Genomic DNA, 16,747 nt, shown 5'->3' with positions numbered 1-16,747 from the left:
CAAAAAAAATGTCGAGTTAATCTTTATTAACAATTTATTTCGCGATTAATGTTCTATATGTAAGAATGTAAGAATATGGTGATATGGAATAAAGACAACCCCGTTGCCATTCTCAGACAACGGGGCTGAAAGGTTATGGTATTAAAGGTTTATCGCTGATTACTTCTTGAAGTAGCGGTTGTAAAGACCTTGGAATCCCTGACCGTGACGGGCTTCGTCCTTGGCCATTTCGTGAACGGTGTCGTGGATTGCGTCGAGGTTGAGTTCCTTTGCGCGGCGTGCGATACGCATCTTGTCGGCGTTTGCACCTGCTTCAGCAGCCATGCGCTTTTCGAGGTTTTCTTTAGTTGACCATACGCATTCGCCGAGGAGTTCAGCAAACTTCGAAGCGTGTTCTGCTTCTTCGATGGCGTAGCGCTTGAAAGCTTCTGCGATTTCGGGATAGCCTTCGCGGTCAGCCTGACGCGACATAGCGAGATACATACCTACTTCTGCGCATTCGCCTTCGAAGTGGGCACGAAGGTCGGCCTTCATTTCATCATCGGTGTCCTTTGCGATTCCGATTACGTGTTCAGTCACGAACTCAAGCGCAGCGCTTTCGTCCATTTCTTTGAATTTTGAACGGGGAGCCTTGCAGAGGGGGCAGAATTCGGGAGCTTCGTCGCCTTCATGTACGTAACCGCAAACGGTGCAGATAAATTTCTTTTTCATAATGAATTGATGTTTGTTTAAATTAATTTTTTATACGAAATTTGATTTGATTCAGTATTAATTTGCCATTGAGCAGTTAGGACATAGCCCCTTGAAAATCACATCGGTCAGATGGACAATATAGCCTTTCGGCGGAATTGCAAATGACGGTGATGCGTCAGTATAGTCTATATCCGTGACTTTGCCGCAGGCCGAGCACAGGAAGTGTGCGTGGTCGTGTTGCGAATAGTCCCATCTTGCTCCGTCGCCTCCGCTTGCCTCGATGCAGCGGATTATGCCGGCTGCTGCGAGTAACCTCAATGTATTGTAGACCGTGGTCCGAGAGAGGGTGGGGTGGTTGGGTTGAAGAGCCTTGAAGATTTCGTCAACGGTTGGGTGAATTCTATTTTCCATCAGGTATCTAAGTATTACTATCCGTTGGGCTGAGGGTTTGACTCCGCCTTCCGTAAGGATATCGAGTATTTCCTGAGTAGTAAAACTATATATCTGCATGGTTGATGAATTCAGTTCTAAATTGTAATGATTACAATTTTGTTTTCATTGCAAAGATATACTATTTATTTTGAACATGCAATATCCGGGCAACGAAAAAATGTTAAAAATTAAAAGGGAGCAGCTTCACGCGGCTCCCTTTTATGAGTTTCCAATAGGTACAATTTCTAAGGTAAAAAAGATTGTTTTAGGTTCGTGATGCAAAGGTAGGCCAAGAATCGTGGGCGGACAAATTTTTCTTTATGTTATCCAACATAAATTTATACCATATTCTTTGCAATTTTTGCAATAATGATAATTATATTGTTGAGATATAGTATTTTATAAAAAGAGCAATGGTTTAATCAAGTCTTGTTAAAATACGTTAATATTATGAACGTTTATTATTTTGCAGGTGCAAAAACATGTGTTTGGAGTGTTTCTCCATCCCACACGGCATAGGAAAAATGGCGGATCCAGTCACCTAAAATGACAATTTCGCCACCTTCGGGGAGTCGTTCATCGAGCAATATGTGGCAGTGGCCGAATATGAAGAAATCTATTTTTTCATGCTTCGGATCGGCGTTGTAGCCGCGGGCGAAGTTTATTAGATTGTCGCCGGCTTTTTCCGGTGGAGTGTAGCCTCCCTGCTTGCGCGAGTGTGATGACCATGAATGGGCGAAGCCTATCGACCAGCGTGGATGGATTGAGGCATAGAGTCGCTGGGCGATGGGATTGCGGAATATGGCTCTCAGACGGCGGAACGACCAAGGGAGTGAGCCGACTCCGTCGCCGTGTTCGAGCAGGAATCGGCGGCCGTCGATTTCGGTTGTCATGACACCGTCGTGGACGGTGAGTCCTATTTCTTCTGGCAGGTAGTCGAATATCCAGATGTCGTGGTTGCCTTTAAACCAGACAATCTCCACGCCTGCATCGGCAAGCCGGGCAAGTGCGCCGAAGAATCGGGTGAATCCGCGGGGGACTACCGTGCGGTATTCCCACCAGTAGTCAAGAATGTCGCCAAGGAGAAACAGTCTTTTACAGTCGGGGGCGATGGTTTCGAGGAAGTCGACCACCCGCTTTTCATGTGCTCGGTGGTCGGCGATGTATGATGCCCCGAGGTGCAGGTCGCTGATGAAGTAGGTTTTTGTCGGTTGTGACATGTCCGGGTAGGGTTGCGATATAATCCCCCCGCACATCATTGCTTTGCTCGATGTACGGGGCTACGGGTAAGAGAGCGTCCTGCGGACGCGGAAGGTTAGGGGTGTTGGTTGGAGTTTTGCGGATGCGGTGACCGGATTAGAGGAAGCCGAGGTCGAGTTTGGCTTCTTCGGTCATCATGTCCTTGGTCCATTCGGGTTCGAAGACAATTCGGATGTCAACACTTTTGACTCCCTCGATGCTTTCGAGTTTGATGCGTGCGTCGTCTACCAGAAAGTCGGCGGCCGGACAGTTGGGCGCGGTGAGGGTCATGTCGATTTTCAGATTTCCATCATCGTCGAGGTCTATGCCATAGATGAGTCCGAGGTTGTAGATGTCGACGGGGATTTCAGGGTCGTAGACTGTTTTCAGCATCGTGACGATGCGCTCTTCTATGCGGGTTCTTTCTTCTGTGGTCATATCGGTCAATATGCCCCGACAGGAGAGTGGGGAGTGATTCTCCTGTCGGGTAGGGTTATAAAAATCTTTATTATATAATGTGTATATATATGGTGTGGGTGAGGTGGTGAATCAATGGGCTTCAAGCCAGTTGGGCGCTATTCCGGCAGAGACGGTGAGCGGGACTGCGCCGTGGTAAGCTCCTTCCATCTGCTTCTCGACAAGCGTCTTCATCACGTCGAGTTCCGAAGGGTGGACGTTGAAGATGAGTTCGTCGTGGACCTGCATGATCATGCGTGAACGGAGTCCGCGGCTTTCCATCTCGTTATATATACGAACCATCGCTACCTTTATTATGTCGGCTGCCGAACCTTGGATGGGGGCGTTGACGGCATTTCGCTCTGCATAACCGCGCACGACGGCATTGCGGGAGTTGATGTCGGGGAGGTAGCGTCGGCGTCCCATGCGTGTGGTGACATAGCCTTGCTCGCGGGCCGTGGTGACGGATTTTTCGAGGTATTCGCGGATGTGCGGGTAGGTCGAGAAATAGCCGTCAATCAGCTCACGCGCTTCTGCTCGGGCTATTCCGAGGCGTTCGGCAAGTCCGAAAGCCGAGATGCCGTAGATTATACCGAAATTGGCTGTCTTGGCACGTCGGCGCTGGTCGTCGGTCACTTCATCAAGGGGAATGCCGTAGATTTTCGAGGCTGTGATGCGGTGGATGTCGTCGCCTGAGAGGAAACCTTCGATCATATCCTTATCAGCCGAAAGGTCGGCGATGAGGCGCAGTTCAATCTGCGAGTAGTCGGCGCTCATGATCATGTCGCCGGGGTCGGCGATGAATGCGCGGCGGATTTCGCGGCCGTCGTCGGTGCGGATGGGGATGTTCTGGAGATTGGGGTTGGTCGATGAGATGCGTCCCGTAGCGGTGACGGTCTGGTTGTAGGACGTATGGATTTTTCCTGTCTTCGGATTGACCATTTCGGGAAGCGCGTCGAGATAGGTGGCTATGAGTTTCTTCAGTCTCCTGATTTTGAGAATGAGACTGACCACCGGGACTTTCGGCGCGTATTTTTCGAGAATCTGCTCTGTGGTTGAGTAAGATCCGCGGGCTGTTTTCTTCGCTTTGGGGTCGATTTTCATGCGGTCGAAGAGCACCATGCCCACCTGTGCCGGCGAGCCGATGTTGAACGGGCCTCCGGCCATTTCGTAGGCCTCCTCCTCCATTGCCCTCACCTGCTGCTTGAGGCGTGTGGAGAGGTCGGTGAGCACGGAGGAGTCGATGCGGACACCGGTGTATTCCATCTCTGCGAGCACACGGATGAGCGGGAGTTCCACTTCGTCGAGTAGCTTGGTCATGGAACGCGAGTCGATTTCGTCGAACAGCGGCTTCCGTAGGCGCAGGCTAAGGTCGGCTTCCTCGCAGTAGCGACCGACGGCGGCTTCCTGTGTGAGTGATGTCTTTGGATGTCCGGCTTTTGCGTCGGGGGCGACTCCGGCGAGTTCGAGACGGAGATATTTAGCCACAACGTAGCGCAGTTCGTGTTTCATCTCCGGGTCGATGAGGTAGTGGGCTACGGTGGTGTCGAAGTATGGTGCGGAGAGGTCGATACCTGCGTTTTTCAGAAGGAGATAGTCGCGCTTGACATCGTGGCTGACGAGTGTAGCCTTGCCTGTGAAGAGCGGTTCGATGACAGCGAGCATTTCGCTGCGTGCCGCCCCGTCGCCGAGAGGAATGTAGAACGCCTCGCATGGGTTGGCTGAGAGCGCGAGGCCCTCCCAGCGGGCTGTCATGGCTTCCTCGCCAATGGCGTAGAGCGCCATGCCTATTGCTGGCGATTTCATCAGCCGGGCTATCACTGCGGCGGTTTCGGCAGGTGATGAGACAACGGTGTAGCTGCGCTCCTCGAAGGGGGTGTCGAGTGAAGGAGTGCTGTAGTCGGGCATATCGAAAAGCGAGCCCATGCCTGTGGAGTCGGGCTGCGGGGTTGCTGCGGCCGGGGCTTCTGCGGGCGTCGCGGGTGTGATTTCCGCTGCCGGTGAGGCTGTCACTGAGGCTTTGTGCGATGCCTTCAGGCGGCTGAGCAGTGTTCGGAATTCGAGTTCCGAGTAGACGGCCATGAGGCTGTCGATGTCGATGTCCTTGCGGACGAGGCTGTTGATTTCGATGTCGACGGGGACATCCGTGCGTATGGTGGCGAGATATTTCGACAGGCGGATTTTGTCGGCGTTTTCGCTGACTTTCCTCTGGAGTGCGCCTTTGAGCTTGTCGGTGTTTTCGAGAAGATTTTCAACCGAGCCCCATGCCTCGATGAGTGTTCGTGCGGTTTTTTCGCCGACACCCGGGCAGCCGGGGATGTTGTCGGAGGCGTCTCCTTCGAGGGCGAGGAGGTCGATGACCTGCGATGGACGCGCTATGCCGTATTTCTCGCAGATGCGTGCGGTGTCGCGGATTTCGAATCCTTCGCCTTTGAGGGCTGGACGATACATGAAGATGTGGTCGGCCACGAGCTGGCCGTAGTCCTTGTCGGGGGTCATCATGTAGGTGTCGAATCCTTCATTTGCAGCGCGGACGGCAAGTGTGCCGATTACGTCGTCGGCCTCGAATCCGGGAATCTCGATTACGGGGATGCGGTAGGCTTCGAGTATCCGTTTGATATAGGGGACGGATGCGGTGATGTCTTCCGGCTGTTTGTCGCGCTGGGCCTTATAGTCGGGGTATTCCTCGTGGCGGAAGGTGCTTCCACCCGGTGGGTCGAAGCACACGGCTATGTGCGAGGGGTTTTCCTTTCGCAAGAGGTCGTCGAGCGTGTTGCAGAAGCCGAAAACGGCAGACGTGTTGAAGCCCGCGCCGGTGAAACGGGGCGAACGGATGAGGGCGTAGTAGGCGCGATAGATCAGCGCGTAGGCATCGAGCAGAAACAGGCGTTTCTCCATCTGTAATGTTGAGTGTTGAGTACTTCGTACTAAGTATTAAGTGTTAAGTATTAAGTACAAAGTACAAAGTGCTAAGTGTTAAGGGGGTTATTTTATTGCTTTTGAGATGAAGTCGGTGAATTGGGCTTTGTCCATGAATCCGACAGTTGAGGTGATTGTGCCGTCGGGCATGAGTATGCTGACCTGTGGGATGGCTGAGACTTCAAACTGGCGTGCTGTCACGGGTGAGTTGTCGACATCGACAGACATGAATATGGCTTTGCCTTTGTATTCCTTGGCTGTTGCTTCGAAAATCGGGGCGAAGCGCTGGCACGGACCGCACCATGTGGCGCTGAAGTCGATGACTGTGGGTAGCTCTTTGTCGGGTGAGATTGTGGCGTTGAGTTTATAGGCCACTGGTTCGCCCTCCTTGACTTCGGTCATTTCGGGGGTTGTGTTTGTCTCTTTTGCGGCTGAGTCGCTGCTTCCGCAGGCTACGAATGTCGCGCCCACGATGACTGAGAGGAATAATTTTCGGAGTGTCATATCTGCTAAGGGCTTTTGAAGGTTTGAAATTAGTGAGGATAGATGTATTTATAGTTAGCCGGTTGATTATGGCTGCCTGTCTGAGTCGGGAAAGCCCACATTTCTTATGCTCGGCTGCGGATGCAGTGAGCCGGAGAAATGTGGGCTGAAAGGTTTTTCGCGTCTAACGTCAGATGTCCGACGTTCAGGCTCTGTTATCAGAGAGCTGAAGCGAGGGCTGCGTTAGTCTTGTGGACAGCTTCTGCACTCTTGTGGAAGAGTTCTTTTTCGGCATCGTTGAGGTCGAATTCAACGATTTTTTCGATACCGTCCTTGCCGATGATACAGGGAACACCGATGCAGAGATCCTTTTCGCCATATTCTCCGTCGAGGAGTGCAGAGCAGCTGATGAGTTTCTTTTCGTTGTGGAGGACAGCCTTGACCATCTGAGCTCCTGCCGCACCGGGTGCATACCAAGCTGAAGTGCCGAGAAGTTTGGTGAGGGTAGCGCCACCGACCATAGTGTCGGCTGCGATCTTGGCGAGCTGGTCGTCAGAGAGGTAGTTGGTTGCGGGAACGCCGCGGTAGGCTGCATAGCGCACGAGGGGAATCATGGTGGTGTCGCCGTGTCCGCCGATCACGATGCCTTCAACCTCAGTGGGGTTGGCGTTGAGGCCGATAGAGAGGAAGTATTTGAAACGGGCGCTGTCAAGAGCTCCACCCATGCCGATGATGCGGTTTTTGGGAAGACCGCTGACCTTGTGGATAAGATAGGTCATGGTGTCCATCGGGTTGGAGATGCAGATGATGATTGCGTTGGGCGAGTGCTTGAGAAGCTGGTCGGTCACAGACTTCACGATGCCGGCGTTGACACCGATGAGCTCTTCGCGGGTCATACCGGGCTTGCGGGGGATACCTGAAGTGATGACAACGACATCGCTGCCTGCGGTCTTTTCGTAGTCGTTGGTGACACCGGTGAGACGGGTATTGATATTGAGGATGTTGGCGGTCTGCATGATGTCCATGGCCTTGCCTTCGGAAACACCTTCCTTGATGTCGAGGAGGACAACCTCGTCAGCGATACCATACTTGACAATCACATCAGCACAAGTTGCGCCCACGTTGCCGGCGCCTACAACTGTAACCTTTGACATAACTATTCTTTTAATTTGATTTTATAGAATTGATTGGTTGAAACTTTCCCTCTTGGAAACAGGAGAAAAAGTGGCTTGCCCGGTTGTGACGGCAGCCTTGTTCTCCTACATTGCAAATTTACTGAAAAGTTTTAAACCGCCCGCTATATTTATTGAAAAAATTCATTAATTCTCCGAGGCCTATCCGTCACCGCTTCATTGCGGTCGTGGATGAGGCGGACGGGAGATGAAATGTCGTGATTTTTATATCAAGGTCTGCTTCAGTATGGCTGATATTTGATCCATTCATTAAGAGGGGATTCTTTTGTTGGCCTTGGGACTTTGTAGGTCTCGCCACATCCATTCAGTAAAATCATGTCGGGGGTGAATGAAATCAAAGACCAGTAAATTCCGCCGTCAGGGTTGAAAGTACAGGCGTTGGGATTGAATTTCGTGTCGTCGATTTCAAGGTTATGTCTGGCGACGTTGAAATTGTCGGGAACGATGCTCATGGTATATTCACCCGTGTTTTTGTTTTTCATCATTCGGATGTTCTGGAAGAACAATGTCCCGTTGTTGTTATTGCGTGTGGCGGCAGCTCTGATATATACCATTGATTTATTGACCATATAAACGAACATGTGTCTGTTGGTATTGATTTCACAATATGGCATATCGTCTACGACCCCACAGCTCAGGCCAAGCCTCCATTCTTGCAGGCATTTTCCAACGTTGTATTTATTGTTGCAAAGCGGCATGTCGTAAGGCTCGACGGTTTCAATATCCTCGACTTTAGTAAGGGTGTTGCCGCAAATATCAAGTTTGCCGTCGGATGTCTTTATTTCAAGAGGTTCATGGAGTAAGGTCGATGCTACAGTCCCGTCTTTTGTGAAGGTTGTTTTGTGGATATAGCCGGCGGTCGGTATTTCAAGTGTGGCTTGCATGGTGATGCTGTCTATTTTTGCAAAGTAAATGCAGACAGAATCGGTAATGATGGCTTCGGCATTGTCGTTGGCCCATACGCCTCTGACAGATGGGAGGTCTACGTTGGCAAAAGCCATGAGAAATGACATTGCAAAAATGAAGGTTAAGGATAGCTTTTTCATTGTGATAGATTTTCTGAGTGTTAGTATTTGAGGTGTTGGTGTCAGGTGGTGATTGGTTTGTGGGCGGAGGAGATTTTATATATATAATAGACGGAAAAACAGGTGTTTTGTTACGTCTGTTGTTGAGAAATGCCAAACGGCCTCTAAGTGTGTTTCCGGGGGGGTATAAAGAGGGCAGGGCGCACTCCCGGATGTCGGGGATGCGCCCTGCTTAGTGTTTTATGATTGCTGAACTGCGTTCAGTTGGCTTAAGCCTTTTCGGGGTGAGGACCTGCAGCTACGAGAGCCTTGCCTGCTTCATGTCCTTCGAACTTCTTGAAGTTGTTGATGAACATTTCAGCGAGCTTGTCGGCCTTGGTGTACCATTCCTGAGCGTCAGCGTAAGTGTCGCGGGGATCGAGGATCTTGGGATCTACGCCGGGGAGCTCGGTGGGGATGGTGAAGTCGAAGATGGGGAGCTGCTTGGTGGGAGCGCTGAGGATAGCGCCGTCAAGGATGGCGTCGATGATGCCACGGGTATCCTTGATAGAGATACGCTTGCCTGAACCGTTCCAGCCGGTGTTCACGAGATAAGCCTTTGCACCGCTCTGTTCCATACGCTTAACGAGTTCTTCAGCGTACTTGGTTGGGTGGAGCGAAAGGAATGCAGCGCCGAAGCATGCAGAGAAGGTGGGAGTGGGCTCAGTGATGCCGCGCTCTGTACCTGCGAGCTTGCTGGTGAAGCCTGAGAGGAAGTAGTACTTGGTCTGCTCGGGAGTGAGGATAGACACGGGAGGAAGCACACCGAATGCATCAGCCGAGAGGAAGATGACGTTCTTTGCGGCGGGACCGCGAGAAGGAACGATGATGTTGGTGATGTGGTTGATGGGGTAGCTTACGCGGGTGTTTTCGGTCACGCTCTTGTCGGTGAAGTCGATCTTGCCTTCAGCGTTTACAGTAACGTTTTCGAGGAGGGCGTCGCGAGTGATAGCGTTGTAGATGTCGGGCTCGCTGTCCTTGTCGAGGTTGATGACCTTAGCGTAGCAGCCACCTTCGTAGTTGAACACGCCGTTGTCGTCCCAGCCGTGCTCGTCGTCACCGATGAGGAGACGCTTCGGGTCGGTTGAAAGGGTGGTCTTGCCTGTTCCGGAGAGGCCGAAGAAGATAGCGGTGTTTTCGCCCTGCTTGTCGGTGTTGGCCGAGCAGTGCATTGAAGCGATGCCACGGAGGGGGTTGTAGTAGTTCATGATAGAGAACATACCCTTCTTCATTTCACCGCCATACCATGTGTTGATGATGAGCTGCATGCGTTCGGTGAGGTTGAAGGCAACGCAGGTCTCAGAGTTGATGCCGAGTTCCTTCCAGTTTTCAACCTTAGCCTTAGAAGCGTTGAGAACCACGAAGTCGGGCTTGAAGTTCTTGAGTTCTTCTTCGGTGGGGCGGATGAACATGTTGGTCACGAAGTGAGCCTGCCATGCCACTTCCATCACGAAGCGTACTGCAAGACGGGTATCGGGGTTTGTGCCGCAGAAAGCGTCGACAACATAGAGAGTCTTGTCAGAGAGCTCCTTGTCGGCGATAGCCTTGAGGGCGTCCCAGGTAGCGGGAGTGATGGGCTTGTTGTCGTTCTTGTATTCTTCAGTTGTCCACCAGATTGAGTCTGCGCTGGTGTCGTCCTTAACGAAGAATTTGTCTTTGGGCGAACGGCCGGTGTAGATGCCGGTCATCACGTTGACAGCACCGAGCTCTGTTTCCTGACCCTTCTCATAACCCTGAAGGTTGGGGTTGGTCTCGTCGATGAAGAGCTGGTCGTAGCTGGGATTGTGAATCACCTTTGCGCCGGTGATGCCATACTGGGATAAATCAATTGTACTCATTGTTGTGTAAAGGAGTTTGATATGAAATTGATAATTTGTTGTTTCCTATTATATATTGAAATCTTTTAAACCTTAGTCGTCTGTGTAATTTTTTTAGACAAAAGGAATCTTCTTATCCGACTGCAAAGTTACTTACTTTTTTCGGTATTAAAATGCAGGATTAAAGAAAATTTTCTTTATTAATAATTTTTAATTAAACCATGAAGATTGAGGGGCTTCAGGCCTCTCTTACTCTTCCAAAACTTCAAACAACGGTGGATGTGGAAGTGTTCGGGGCTTTAAATCTCATATAGCCGATTTAATCTTTTTTAAGGTTTGTAATTCTGTTTTTGATGGGTATTTCTTTGACGCAAACCAAAAACATCATTAACTTTGCATTGCAAACTTTCTTGCCGGTCGCGTCGTCTCGTGTAGAGGCCTGAAGACATGGTGTAGGGAGCATGCTTAAAATGTTAAAGAAATTCCCTCTGTCTGGAAACCGCCAATATCTTCCGTCCGCGGGGAATAAGAAAAAGATTAGTTTATATGCTCGAAATATGGGCTGAACTCATCTCATACTTGTTCCGTGGATAAAGGCGCTTGGCGGTGCCACAGACTGGGAATGATAGTATGAATCAGAGGGGTTCAGCCCTATTTTTTATCTATCCGCAGCCTCTTTGCCCCACGAAGGTTAGCCATGGCCTTCTTCCTTTTTATAATTTTTATAAAGTGTAGCTGCCACATCAGCAGCAAACAGTTATCTTATTTTTTTCCACGCATTGTCCTTTCATCGATATTATTCATCCTGCATTCCTGACATATACACACAAAAATACATTATGACTACTATCTTTATAGGAAAACTGATCAAGGATGAGCTTAAGGCGCAGCAGAAGTCTGTCGTATGGCTCTCCCAAGAGCTTGGGTGTAACCGCACCAATATATATAAGATCTTTAACCGCCACAGCATTGATGCCGAGCTTCTCTTGCGCATCTCGCGCATAATGGGGCGCAACTTCTTCGAGCCATACGTCGAGCGGCTCTCAAATTGATGCGTTGTTTAATTCGGTATTACCATTTGCCGTTCTCGGCTACACACGCGCACTCATGTAGCCGTCGGCATCAGCCTCTCCACCTCCACCACAAAGTAAATTTTTTGAAAGGTATTTGACAGATGGCTTTGCTGCATGGGGCGTTATTGTCAGTGGGTCTCTCCGGCGGTTTCGCCACTCAGCATTCCGCAGGCGGCTTCGATGTCTTCGCCGCGCGATGTGCGGATGGTTGCTGTCACACCAAGTTCATTAAGTCTGTCGCGGAATCTCTCCATGACGGCCGTTGATGCGGTCTCATGTTCGAAGCCCGGGATTGCGTGGAATCTGATGAGATTTACACGGCAGTCAAGTCCGCGCAGCAGCCGGGCAAGCGCGTCGGCATGGCGCATGTCGTCGTTGATTCCGCTCCACATGATGTATTCGGCCGACAGACGGCGCTGGTGGGCGAAGTCATATCCGCGTAGAAATTCCATGACGCGTGTGACCGGAAACGCTTTTTCAATAGGCATGAGGCTTTCGCGCTGCGCCGGAAACGGCGAGTGGACACTTATGGCAACATGTACCTTTGTCTCGTCAAGCAGGCGGCGGAGCGAATCGAGTTTGCCTATGCTCGACACTGTGATGCGTTTCGGGCTCCATGCCAGTCCCCAAGGTGCGGTGAGCACTTCGAGAGCCTTCAGCACCTCGTCGATATTGTCCATCGGCTCGCCCATTCCCATGAACACGAGGTTGGTAAGTGTCGTACTTTCGGGTATGGCGAATATCTGGTTTATGATGCCTGCCGCCGTCAGGTCGCCGTGGAATCCCTGCCGCCCTGTCATGCAGAACTTGCATCCCATCTTGCATCCGGCCTGAGATGATACGCACAGAGTCGCGCGGTCGCGGTCGGGGATGTAGACAGCCTCGACGTCACGTCCGCCCTTGCCGCTTGTCAGAAAGTCGAAGTCATCGCCGCGTGTGGCGAAGAGATACTTCACCGTGCCGTCGGTCGACCGCGAAGCCTTGACAGGAGCTTGAATGCCTACGCAGTAGTGCTCGTTGAGCCATTCGCGCGAGGCCTTCGGGAGTTCGGTCATCTCGTCGATGCTGCGTGCGCGGTTGACATAGAGACGGCGTGCGATCTGTTTGGCTGCAAATTTGCGCAGCCCTGCTTCAGTGGCCACGGTTTCGAGTTCGGCGAGTGTCATGCCCAGCAGCGGGCGGCGTATTTCGTGCTGTTCCATTTTTAGGCTTATGAAGGATATATCTGGCGGCTGTCCCGGTTACGGGCATATTGCTGTGAGAGGCTTAATTAAAGGATATGCTTCTGTGATAGGACAATCCGGCTACAAAATTACGAAAAAAATCGCCAAATCCTTGCAAAAACCAAAAATCATACTTACCTTTGCACAGCAAAGCACGGGGTATTAGCTCATCTGGCTAGAGCGCGACACTGGCAGTGTCGAGGTGAGCGGTTCGAGTCCGCTATACTCCACAACTTACGCTGACAATCAGCAGACCACAGGCATAACGCCCAATTTCACACCCGCTTAGGTTGAAATTGGACGTTTTTTCTTTGATGCTTATCGGCTTTTTACAACGGCTGCCAGCTTATAAAAAAGTATCAATTAAAAATCTCATTTTATTCTTATTAATAAGCAGGCCGTGTCAAAAAAATTGACACGGCCTGTTGGTATTGTTGTTTGGGATAGATTCAGTCGGATGTATCTGTTAGCGGATGATTACCTTGCTGACCTTGTTGCCCTGACGACGGATGAAGAGACCGTTTTCGGGGTTTTCGACACGGATTCCCTGAAGGTTGAAATATTCGACAGGAGCGTTGTCGTCTGCTCCGATTTCAGTGATGGCGCTGCTGTCAGCTTTCTCGATTGAGATGGGCTGTACCTGAAGATTGCCGTTGTAGCATCCGATAATGGCTGTAACGTTGAATGTTACGTTCTCGTATCCCTCGGGAAGAGTAATCGAGAACTGGTTGTAGCCTGCAAATGTTGTCTCACCCTGCTGGAAAGTGATGTCGCGGTTGTTGATCTGTGAGATGGTCACGCCATTGATTGCGACAGCCTCAAGCTTGTTGGCTGCGGTGATTTCGCTGAGGGTGATGGTGCGGGGTGCGCTTTCGTTGTGGGCGATTGCAGCTTTTAAATCAGTGGGATTGATGAGCTGGGGTTCGCCTCCGAAAGTGCCGTAAGTACCCATAAATCCGCCGGGGATTACGTCGCCCGGTTTGTATGTCTGGTCAAGCTTGCCGTAGATAAGCAGACGGCCGGAGTTGTCTTTTACAAAGAGGTATGAGCCAATCTGATAGATGACCTCGACGTTTCCGCTGAAAATTGTCGGGTTTTTATCTGCTTTTGCGATGAATGCGGCGATGTCGGCAACTGTCTCAATTGGAGTCTCTTCAGCGTTGTTATAAGTCACTGCGCTGATCTGGATAAGTCCGTTTGCTGTTCCTGTGTCGCCACAGTCGAAAGTCAGACGGTAGTAGAGGTTTGCCTTGGGTGATTCAAGAGCGAAGACCATTGCACCGCTTTTGAAGTTTTCGGCAGCCATGTCGACTGTTGCGTCGATTGTCGAGAAATCTGCTGCTGCAGAGGTCTCAAGTTTGATTGAATTTATTGCTTTTGCTGTGATTTTGTCGATGGTCACTTCGACATTATTGATTGCTTCTGCAATGGCGAAGTCTGTGGTGATGCTTGCGACAGAGGCGATGCCCTTGCGTCCGCATCTTACATAGTCCCAGCCATTCTTGTTGTTATTGAAGTTGGCAATCGACCACGTGTTGTCATTGACTTTGACCTGCCATGTTGTTGTGTAGTTGCTTACTGATTCCTGATTGTAATTTGCACCGAACTGGCAGGTGTAAAGGGCTTTGGCAGCACCCGGAAGACCGAGGCACAGAACCAGAACTAATGAGAGTAAAAATTTCTTCATAAAAATCTGTTTGTGTTTCTAAGTAGATGAATTAATAGAATTGGATGAATTAATTGAATCGGATTAAACGCTTTCGACGTGTTAAATGCAAAGATAAGAGATATTCTTTAAACATTGTTTGATGTTTTTGTTAAAAATGATTATGTGCATGTGCGTTTTTTTGACTTACAACGATAAAAAACGGTCCGGTAGCATGTGAAAAATGCTCATGTTCACTTGAAAATCTCCTGTAAACTTGTTATTTTTGCATAACTATGAAGCTGATAGAACTTAACCTCGACAAAATCATAGCCTTGTGTAAGAAATGAATGCTGTCGCGGGTTTGGCTGTCAGTCTGTCAGCTGACGGTAGCTTTCTATGTCCTCGTCAGTGAAGCAGCAGACGGTCACTTCGCCGTCGTAGTCGGACGTGAGGCGTTTCATGATGGTGTCGTAGGCTATGCGGGCGGCCTCGGCCTTGGGATACATATAGACACCGGTGCTTATGCAGGGAAATGCTATCGATTTGAGGCTGTTGGCTTTGGCGAGGTCGATTGCGGTGTCGTAGCACGACGCTAAAAGCCGTTCGGGACTGTCGGTCAGCTTGGCGGCCGCCCACGGGCGGAGGTCTGGGCCGACCGTATGGATGACCTTTTTACACGGAAGATTGTAGGCGTCTGTGATGACGCTTTTGCCTGTGTCGCACCAGCCGATTGCGTTGCATTCGATTGCGAGTTGCGGACCGGCTGCGCTGTGAATAGCTCCGCATACTCCGCTTCCTGCGCGGAGCTGGTTGTTGGCGGCATTGACTACGGCCTCGGTCGCCATGCGGGTTATCGAGCCTTTTACGATATGAAGACGGTCGGTAGGATTCATGTCGGGCGGGGTTTTGGGGGATGAAAATGTGGGGTTATAGTATTATATCTGTGCAAAAGTAGGTAAAAATCTGCTGATTTTATATACTTTTGTGAAGCCTAAACGTTTATAAAATCATGACAGTCGGCGAATTTGCAAATCTGGTAAAAGTCAAGTTGCCCTATACCGCCAATAAGCAGCAGTCCATGCTTATTGACGCGCTTGCACGTTTCTGTTCGTCGGCCACGCCTCCTGAGTCGGTATTCATTATCAACGGCTATGCCGGCACAGGAAAAACATCGCTCACCGGCGCACTGGTCAAGGCTCTTGAAGAGGTCGGCCGGCCGGTGGTGCTTCTTGCTCCTACCGGGCGCGCAGCCAAAGTGTTCAGCGCACATTCCGAACACCCGGCTTTCACCATACACCGTAAGATTTACCGCGGACCGACAGGAAACATTTCCGGCGGTTTTACCATGATGCAGGACAATCGTCTCTCCAACGCCGTGTTTATAGTCGATGAGGCTTCAATGATAGGCGACCATGAATCCGATTCCGGAGCCGGCGGACCGATCAACGGGCTTCTGGAAGACCTGTTGCAGTATGTGTTTACCGGTGATAACTGCCGGTTGATACTGCTTGGCGACATCGCGCAGCTGCCACCGGTCGGCAGCACCGAAAGTCCGGCCATGTCGCCTAAGCGCTACAAGGAACTCGGACTTCACGTTTCGCGGGCAGTCTTGACCGATACCGTAAGGCAGGCGCGCTACTCGGGGATTCTCCGTAATGCCACATGGCTGCGTCGCGCAATGCTTGTCGACCCGCTTCCCGCCCCGAAACTCATACTCGGACGCTATGACGATGTTTTCGTGGTGGAGGGAGAGGAGGTTCTCGATGCCATCGGCGACTGTTACCGCGATGGGGGAGCTGCGGCTACCGCTGTCATAACCCGTTCGAACCGCCGCGCGACAGCATTCAATCTCGGCATACGAAGCCGGATTCTTGACTATGAGGAGGAACTTGTCAAGGGCGAACGTCTCCTTATCGCGAAAAACAACTACACTTGGGCTGCAAAAATCAAGGGGCTCGACTTCATAGCCAACGGAGATGTGGCAGTAGTCACGGCTGTTCATTCCACGGAGGAGAAATATGGATTCCGTTTCGCTAATGTGACCGTCAATCTGCCTGACCGCGATGTCGATGTCGAGTGCCGTATATTCCTCGACACACTTACCGACGAAAGCACTTCGCTCTCGCGCGAACGCATGGAAGCTCTTGCACAGGCGCGTATGGACGACCCGGAGGTCAACGCACCCGATGTACCTTATGAGACACGTCTGCGCCGTCTGCGTACCGACGAGTATTTCAACGCGCTTCAGGTCAAATATGCCTATGCTGTGACATGCCATAAAGCACAGGGCGCACAGTGGCCCAATGTGTTTGTCGACATGGGCGGTATTCCTGCCGAGGCACAGGGACTTGACTTCTACCGCTGGCTCTACACCGCCACATCGCGCGCCACATCGCGCCTCTTCTACATGAACCCCGACGAAGCGATGTGCGAATGAATCAGTGGTACTATTTAACGTGAGTTCGACATAAGTAATCAGAACAACGTCAGTTGCTTGTCAGCGACAA

General features: G+C 50.8%; 14 protein-coding genes and 1 tRNA gene. 3 read left to right on the top strand and 12 right to left on the bottom strand.

The window, feature by feature from the left end:
- Positions 1-159: 159 nt before the first annotated feature.
- The 9 genes from QZ311_RS07790 to pckA form a co-directional block, all read right to left on the bottom strand.
- On the bottom strand, positions 160-711 hold the full coding sequence (locus QZ311_RS07790) for an NADH peroxidase (RefSeq protein ID WP_297066331.1): 552 nt from the start codon (positions 709-711) through the stop codon (positions 160-162).
- Between the two features lie 57 nt (positions 712-768).
- The gene (locus QZ311_RS07785) at positions 769-1,203 is read right to left on the bottom strand and encodes a Fur family transcriptional regulator (protein ID WP_297066328.1); all 435 of its coding nucleotides are present in this window, start codon (positions 1,201-1,203) and stop codon (positions 769-771) included.
- A gap of 383 nt (positions 1,204-1,586) precedes the next feature.
- The gene (locus QZ311_RS07780) at positions 1,587-2,345 is read right to left on the bottom strand and encodes a UDP-2,3-diacylglucosamine diphosphatase (protein WP_297066326.1); all 759 of its coding nucleotides are present in this window, start codon (positions 2,343-2,345) and stop codon (positions 1,587-1,589) included.
- Between the two features lie 136 nt (positions 2,346-2,481).
- The gene (locus tag QZ311_RS07775; protein ID WP_297066323.1) at positions 2,482-2,802 is read right to left on the bottom strand and encodes an iron-sulfur cluster assembly protein; all 321 of its coding nucleotides are present in this window, start codon (positions 2,800-2,802) and stop codon (positions 2,482-2,484) included.
- Positions 2,803-2,913: 111 nt separating this feature from the next.
- Entirely contained in the window at positions 2,914-5,718 is a 2,805-nt protein-coding gene (polA, locus tag QZ311_RS07770; RefSeq protein WP_297066320.1) for a DNA polymerase I, read from the bottom strand.
- An 87-nt stretch (positions 5,719-5,805) separates the two neighbouring features.
- On the bottom strand, positions 5,806-6,243 hold the full coding sequence (locus tag QZ311_RS07765; RefSeq protein ID WP_297066315.1) for a thioredoxin domain-containing protein: 438 nt from the start codon (positions 6,241-6,243) through the stop codon (positions 5,806-5,808).
- A 197-nt stretch (positions 6,244-6,440) separates the two neighbouring features.
- Positions 6,441-7,376, bottom strand: coding sequence for a malate dehydrogenase (locus tag QZ311_RS07760; RefSeq protein WP_297066312.1), 936 nt, complete (start codon positions 7,374-7,376; stop codon positions 6,441-6,443).
- 260 nt (positions 7,377-7,636) lie between these two features.
- Positions 7,637-8,461, bottom strand: a complete 825-nt coding sequence (locus QZ311_RS07755) for a hypothetical protein (RefSeq protein ID WP_297066309.1) — start codon at positions 8,459-8,461, stop codon at positions 7,637-7,639.
- A gap of 248 nt (positions 8,462-8,709) precedes the next feature.
- Positions 8,710-10,317: a phosphoenolpyruvate carboxykinase (ATP) gene (gene pckA, locus QZ311_RS07750; RefSeq protein WP_297066306.1), complete on the bottom strand. Its 1,608-nt coding sequence runs from the start codon at positions 10,315-10,317 to the stop codon at positions 8,710-8,712.
- 818 nt (positions 10,318-11,135) lie between these two features.
- Here pckA and QZ311_RS07745 point away from each other — a divergent pair.
- A complete protein-coding gene (locus QZ311_RS07745; protein ID WP_297066303.1) occupies positions 11,136-11,348 on the top strand; it encodes an XRE family transcriptional regulator in 213 nt (70 codons plus the stop codon).
- Between the two features lie 149 nt (positions 11,349-11,497).
- On the opposite strand, the gene rlmN is transcribed toward QZ311_RS07745, so the two are convergent.
- Positions 11,498-12,571: a 23S rRNA (adenine(2503)-C(2))-methyltransferase RlmN gene (gene rlmN, locus QZ311_RS07740; RefSeq protein WP_297066299.1), complete on the bottom strand. Its 1,074-nt coding sequence runs from the start codon at positions 12,569-12,571 to the stop codon at positions 11,498-11,500.
- A gap of 177 nt (positions 12,572-12,748) precedes the next feature.
- Here rlmN and QZ311_RS07735 point away from each other — a divergent pair.
- A tRNA-Ala gene (locus QZ311_RS07735) sits at positions 12,749-12,822 on the top strand.
- Between the two features lie 236 nt (positions 12,823-13,058).
- On the opposite strand, the gene QZ311_RS07730 is transcribed toward QZ311_RS07735, so the two are convergent.
- A complete protein-coding gene (locus QZ311_RS07730) occupies positions 13,059-14,279 on the bottom strand; it encodes a hypothetical protein (RefSeq protein WP_297066296.1) in 1,221 nt (406 codons plus the stop codon).
- 329 nt (positions 14,280-14,608) lie between these two features.
- The gene (locus tag QZ311_RS07725) at positions 14,609-15,133 is read right to left on the bottom strand and encodes a macro domain-containing protein (RefSeq protein WP_297066293.1); all 525 of its coding nucleotides are present in this window, start codon (positions 15,131-15,133) and stop codon (positions 14,609-14,611) included.
- Between the two features lie 116 nt (positions 15,134-15,249).
- Between QZ311_RS07725 and QZ311_RS07720 the strand changes: the two genes are divergently transcribed.
- The gene (locus QZ311_RS07720; RefSeq protein ID WP_297066290.1) at positions 15,250-16,677 is read left to right on the top strand and encodes an AAA family ATPase; all 1,428 of its coding nucleotides are present in this window, start codon (positions 15,250-15,252) and stop codon (positions 16,675-16,677) included.
- The last annotated feature ends 70 nt before the right edge of the window (positions 16,678-16,747 follow it).

The sequence above is a fragment of the uncultured Duncaniella sp. genome, from assembly GCF_910578445.1.
In the GTDB taxonomy this organism is placed as follows: domain Bacteria; phylum Bacteroidota; class Bacteroidia; order Bacteroidales; family Muribaculaceae; genus Duncaniella.
The sequence above is the reverse complement of the archived record's forward strand: the minus strand, read 5'-3'. Positions and strand labels throughout refer to the sequence as shown.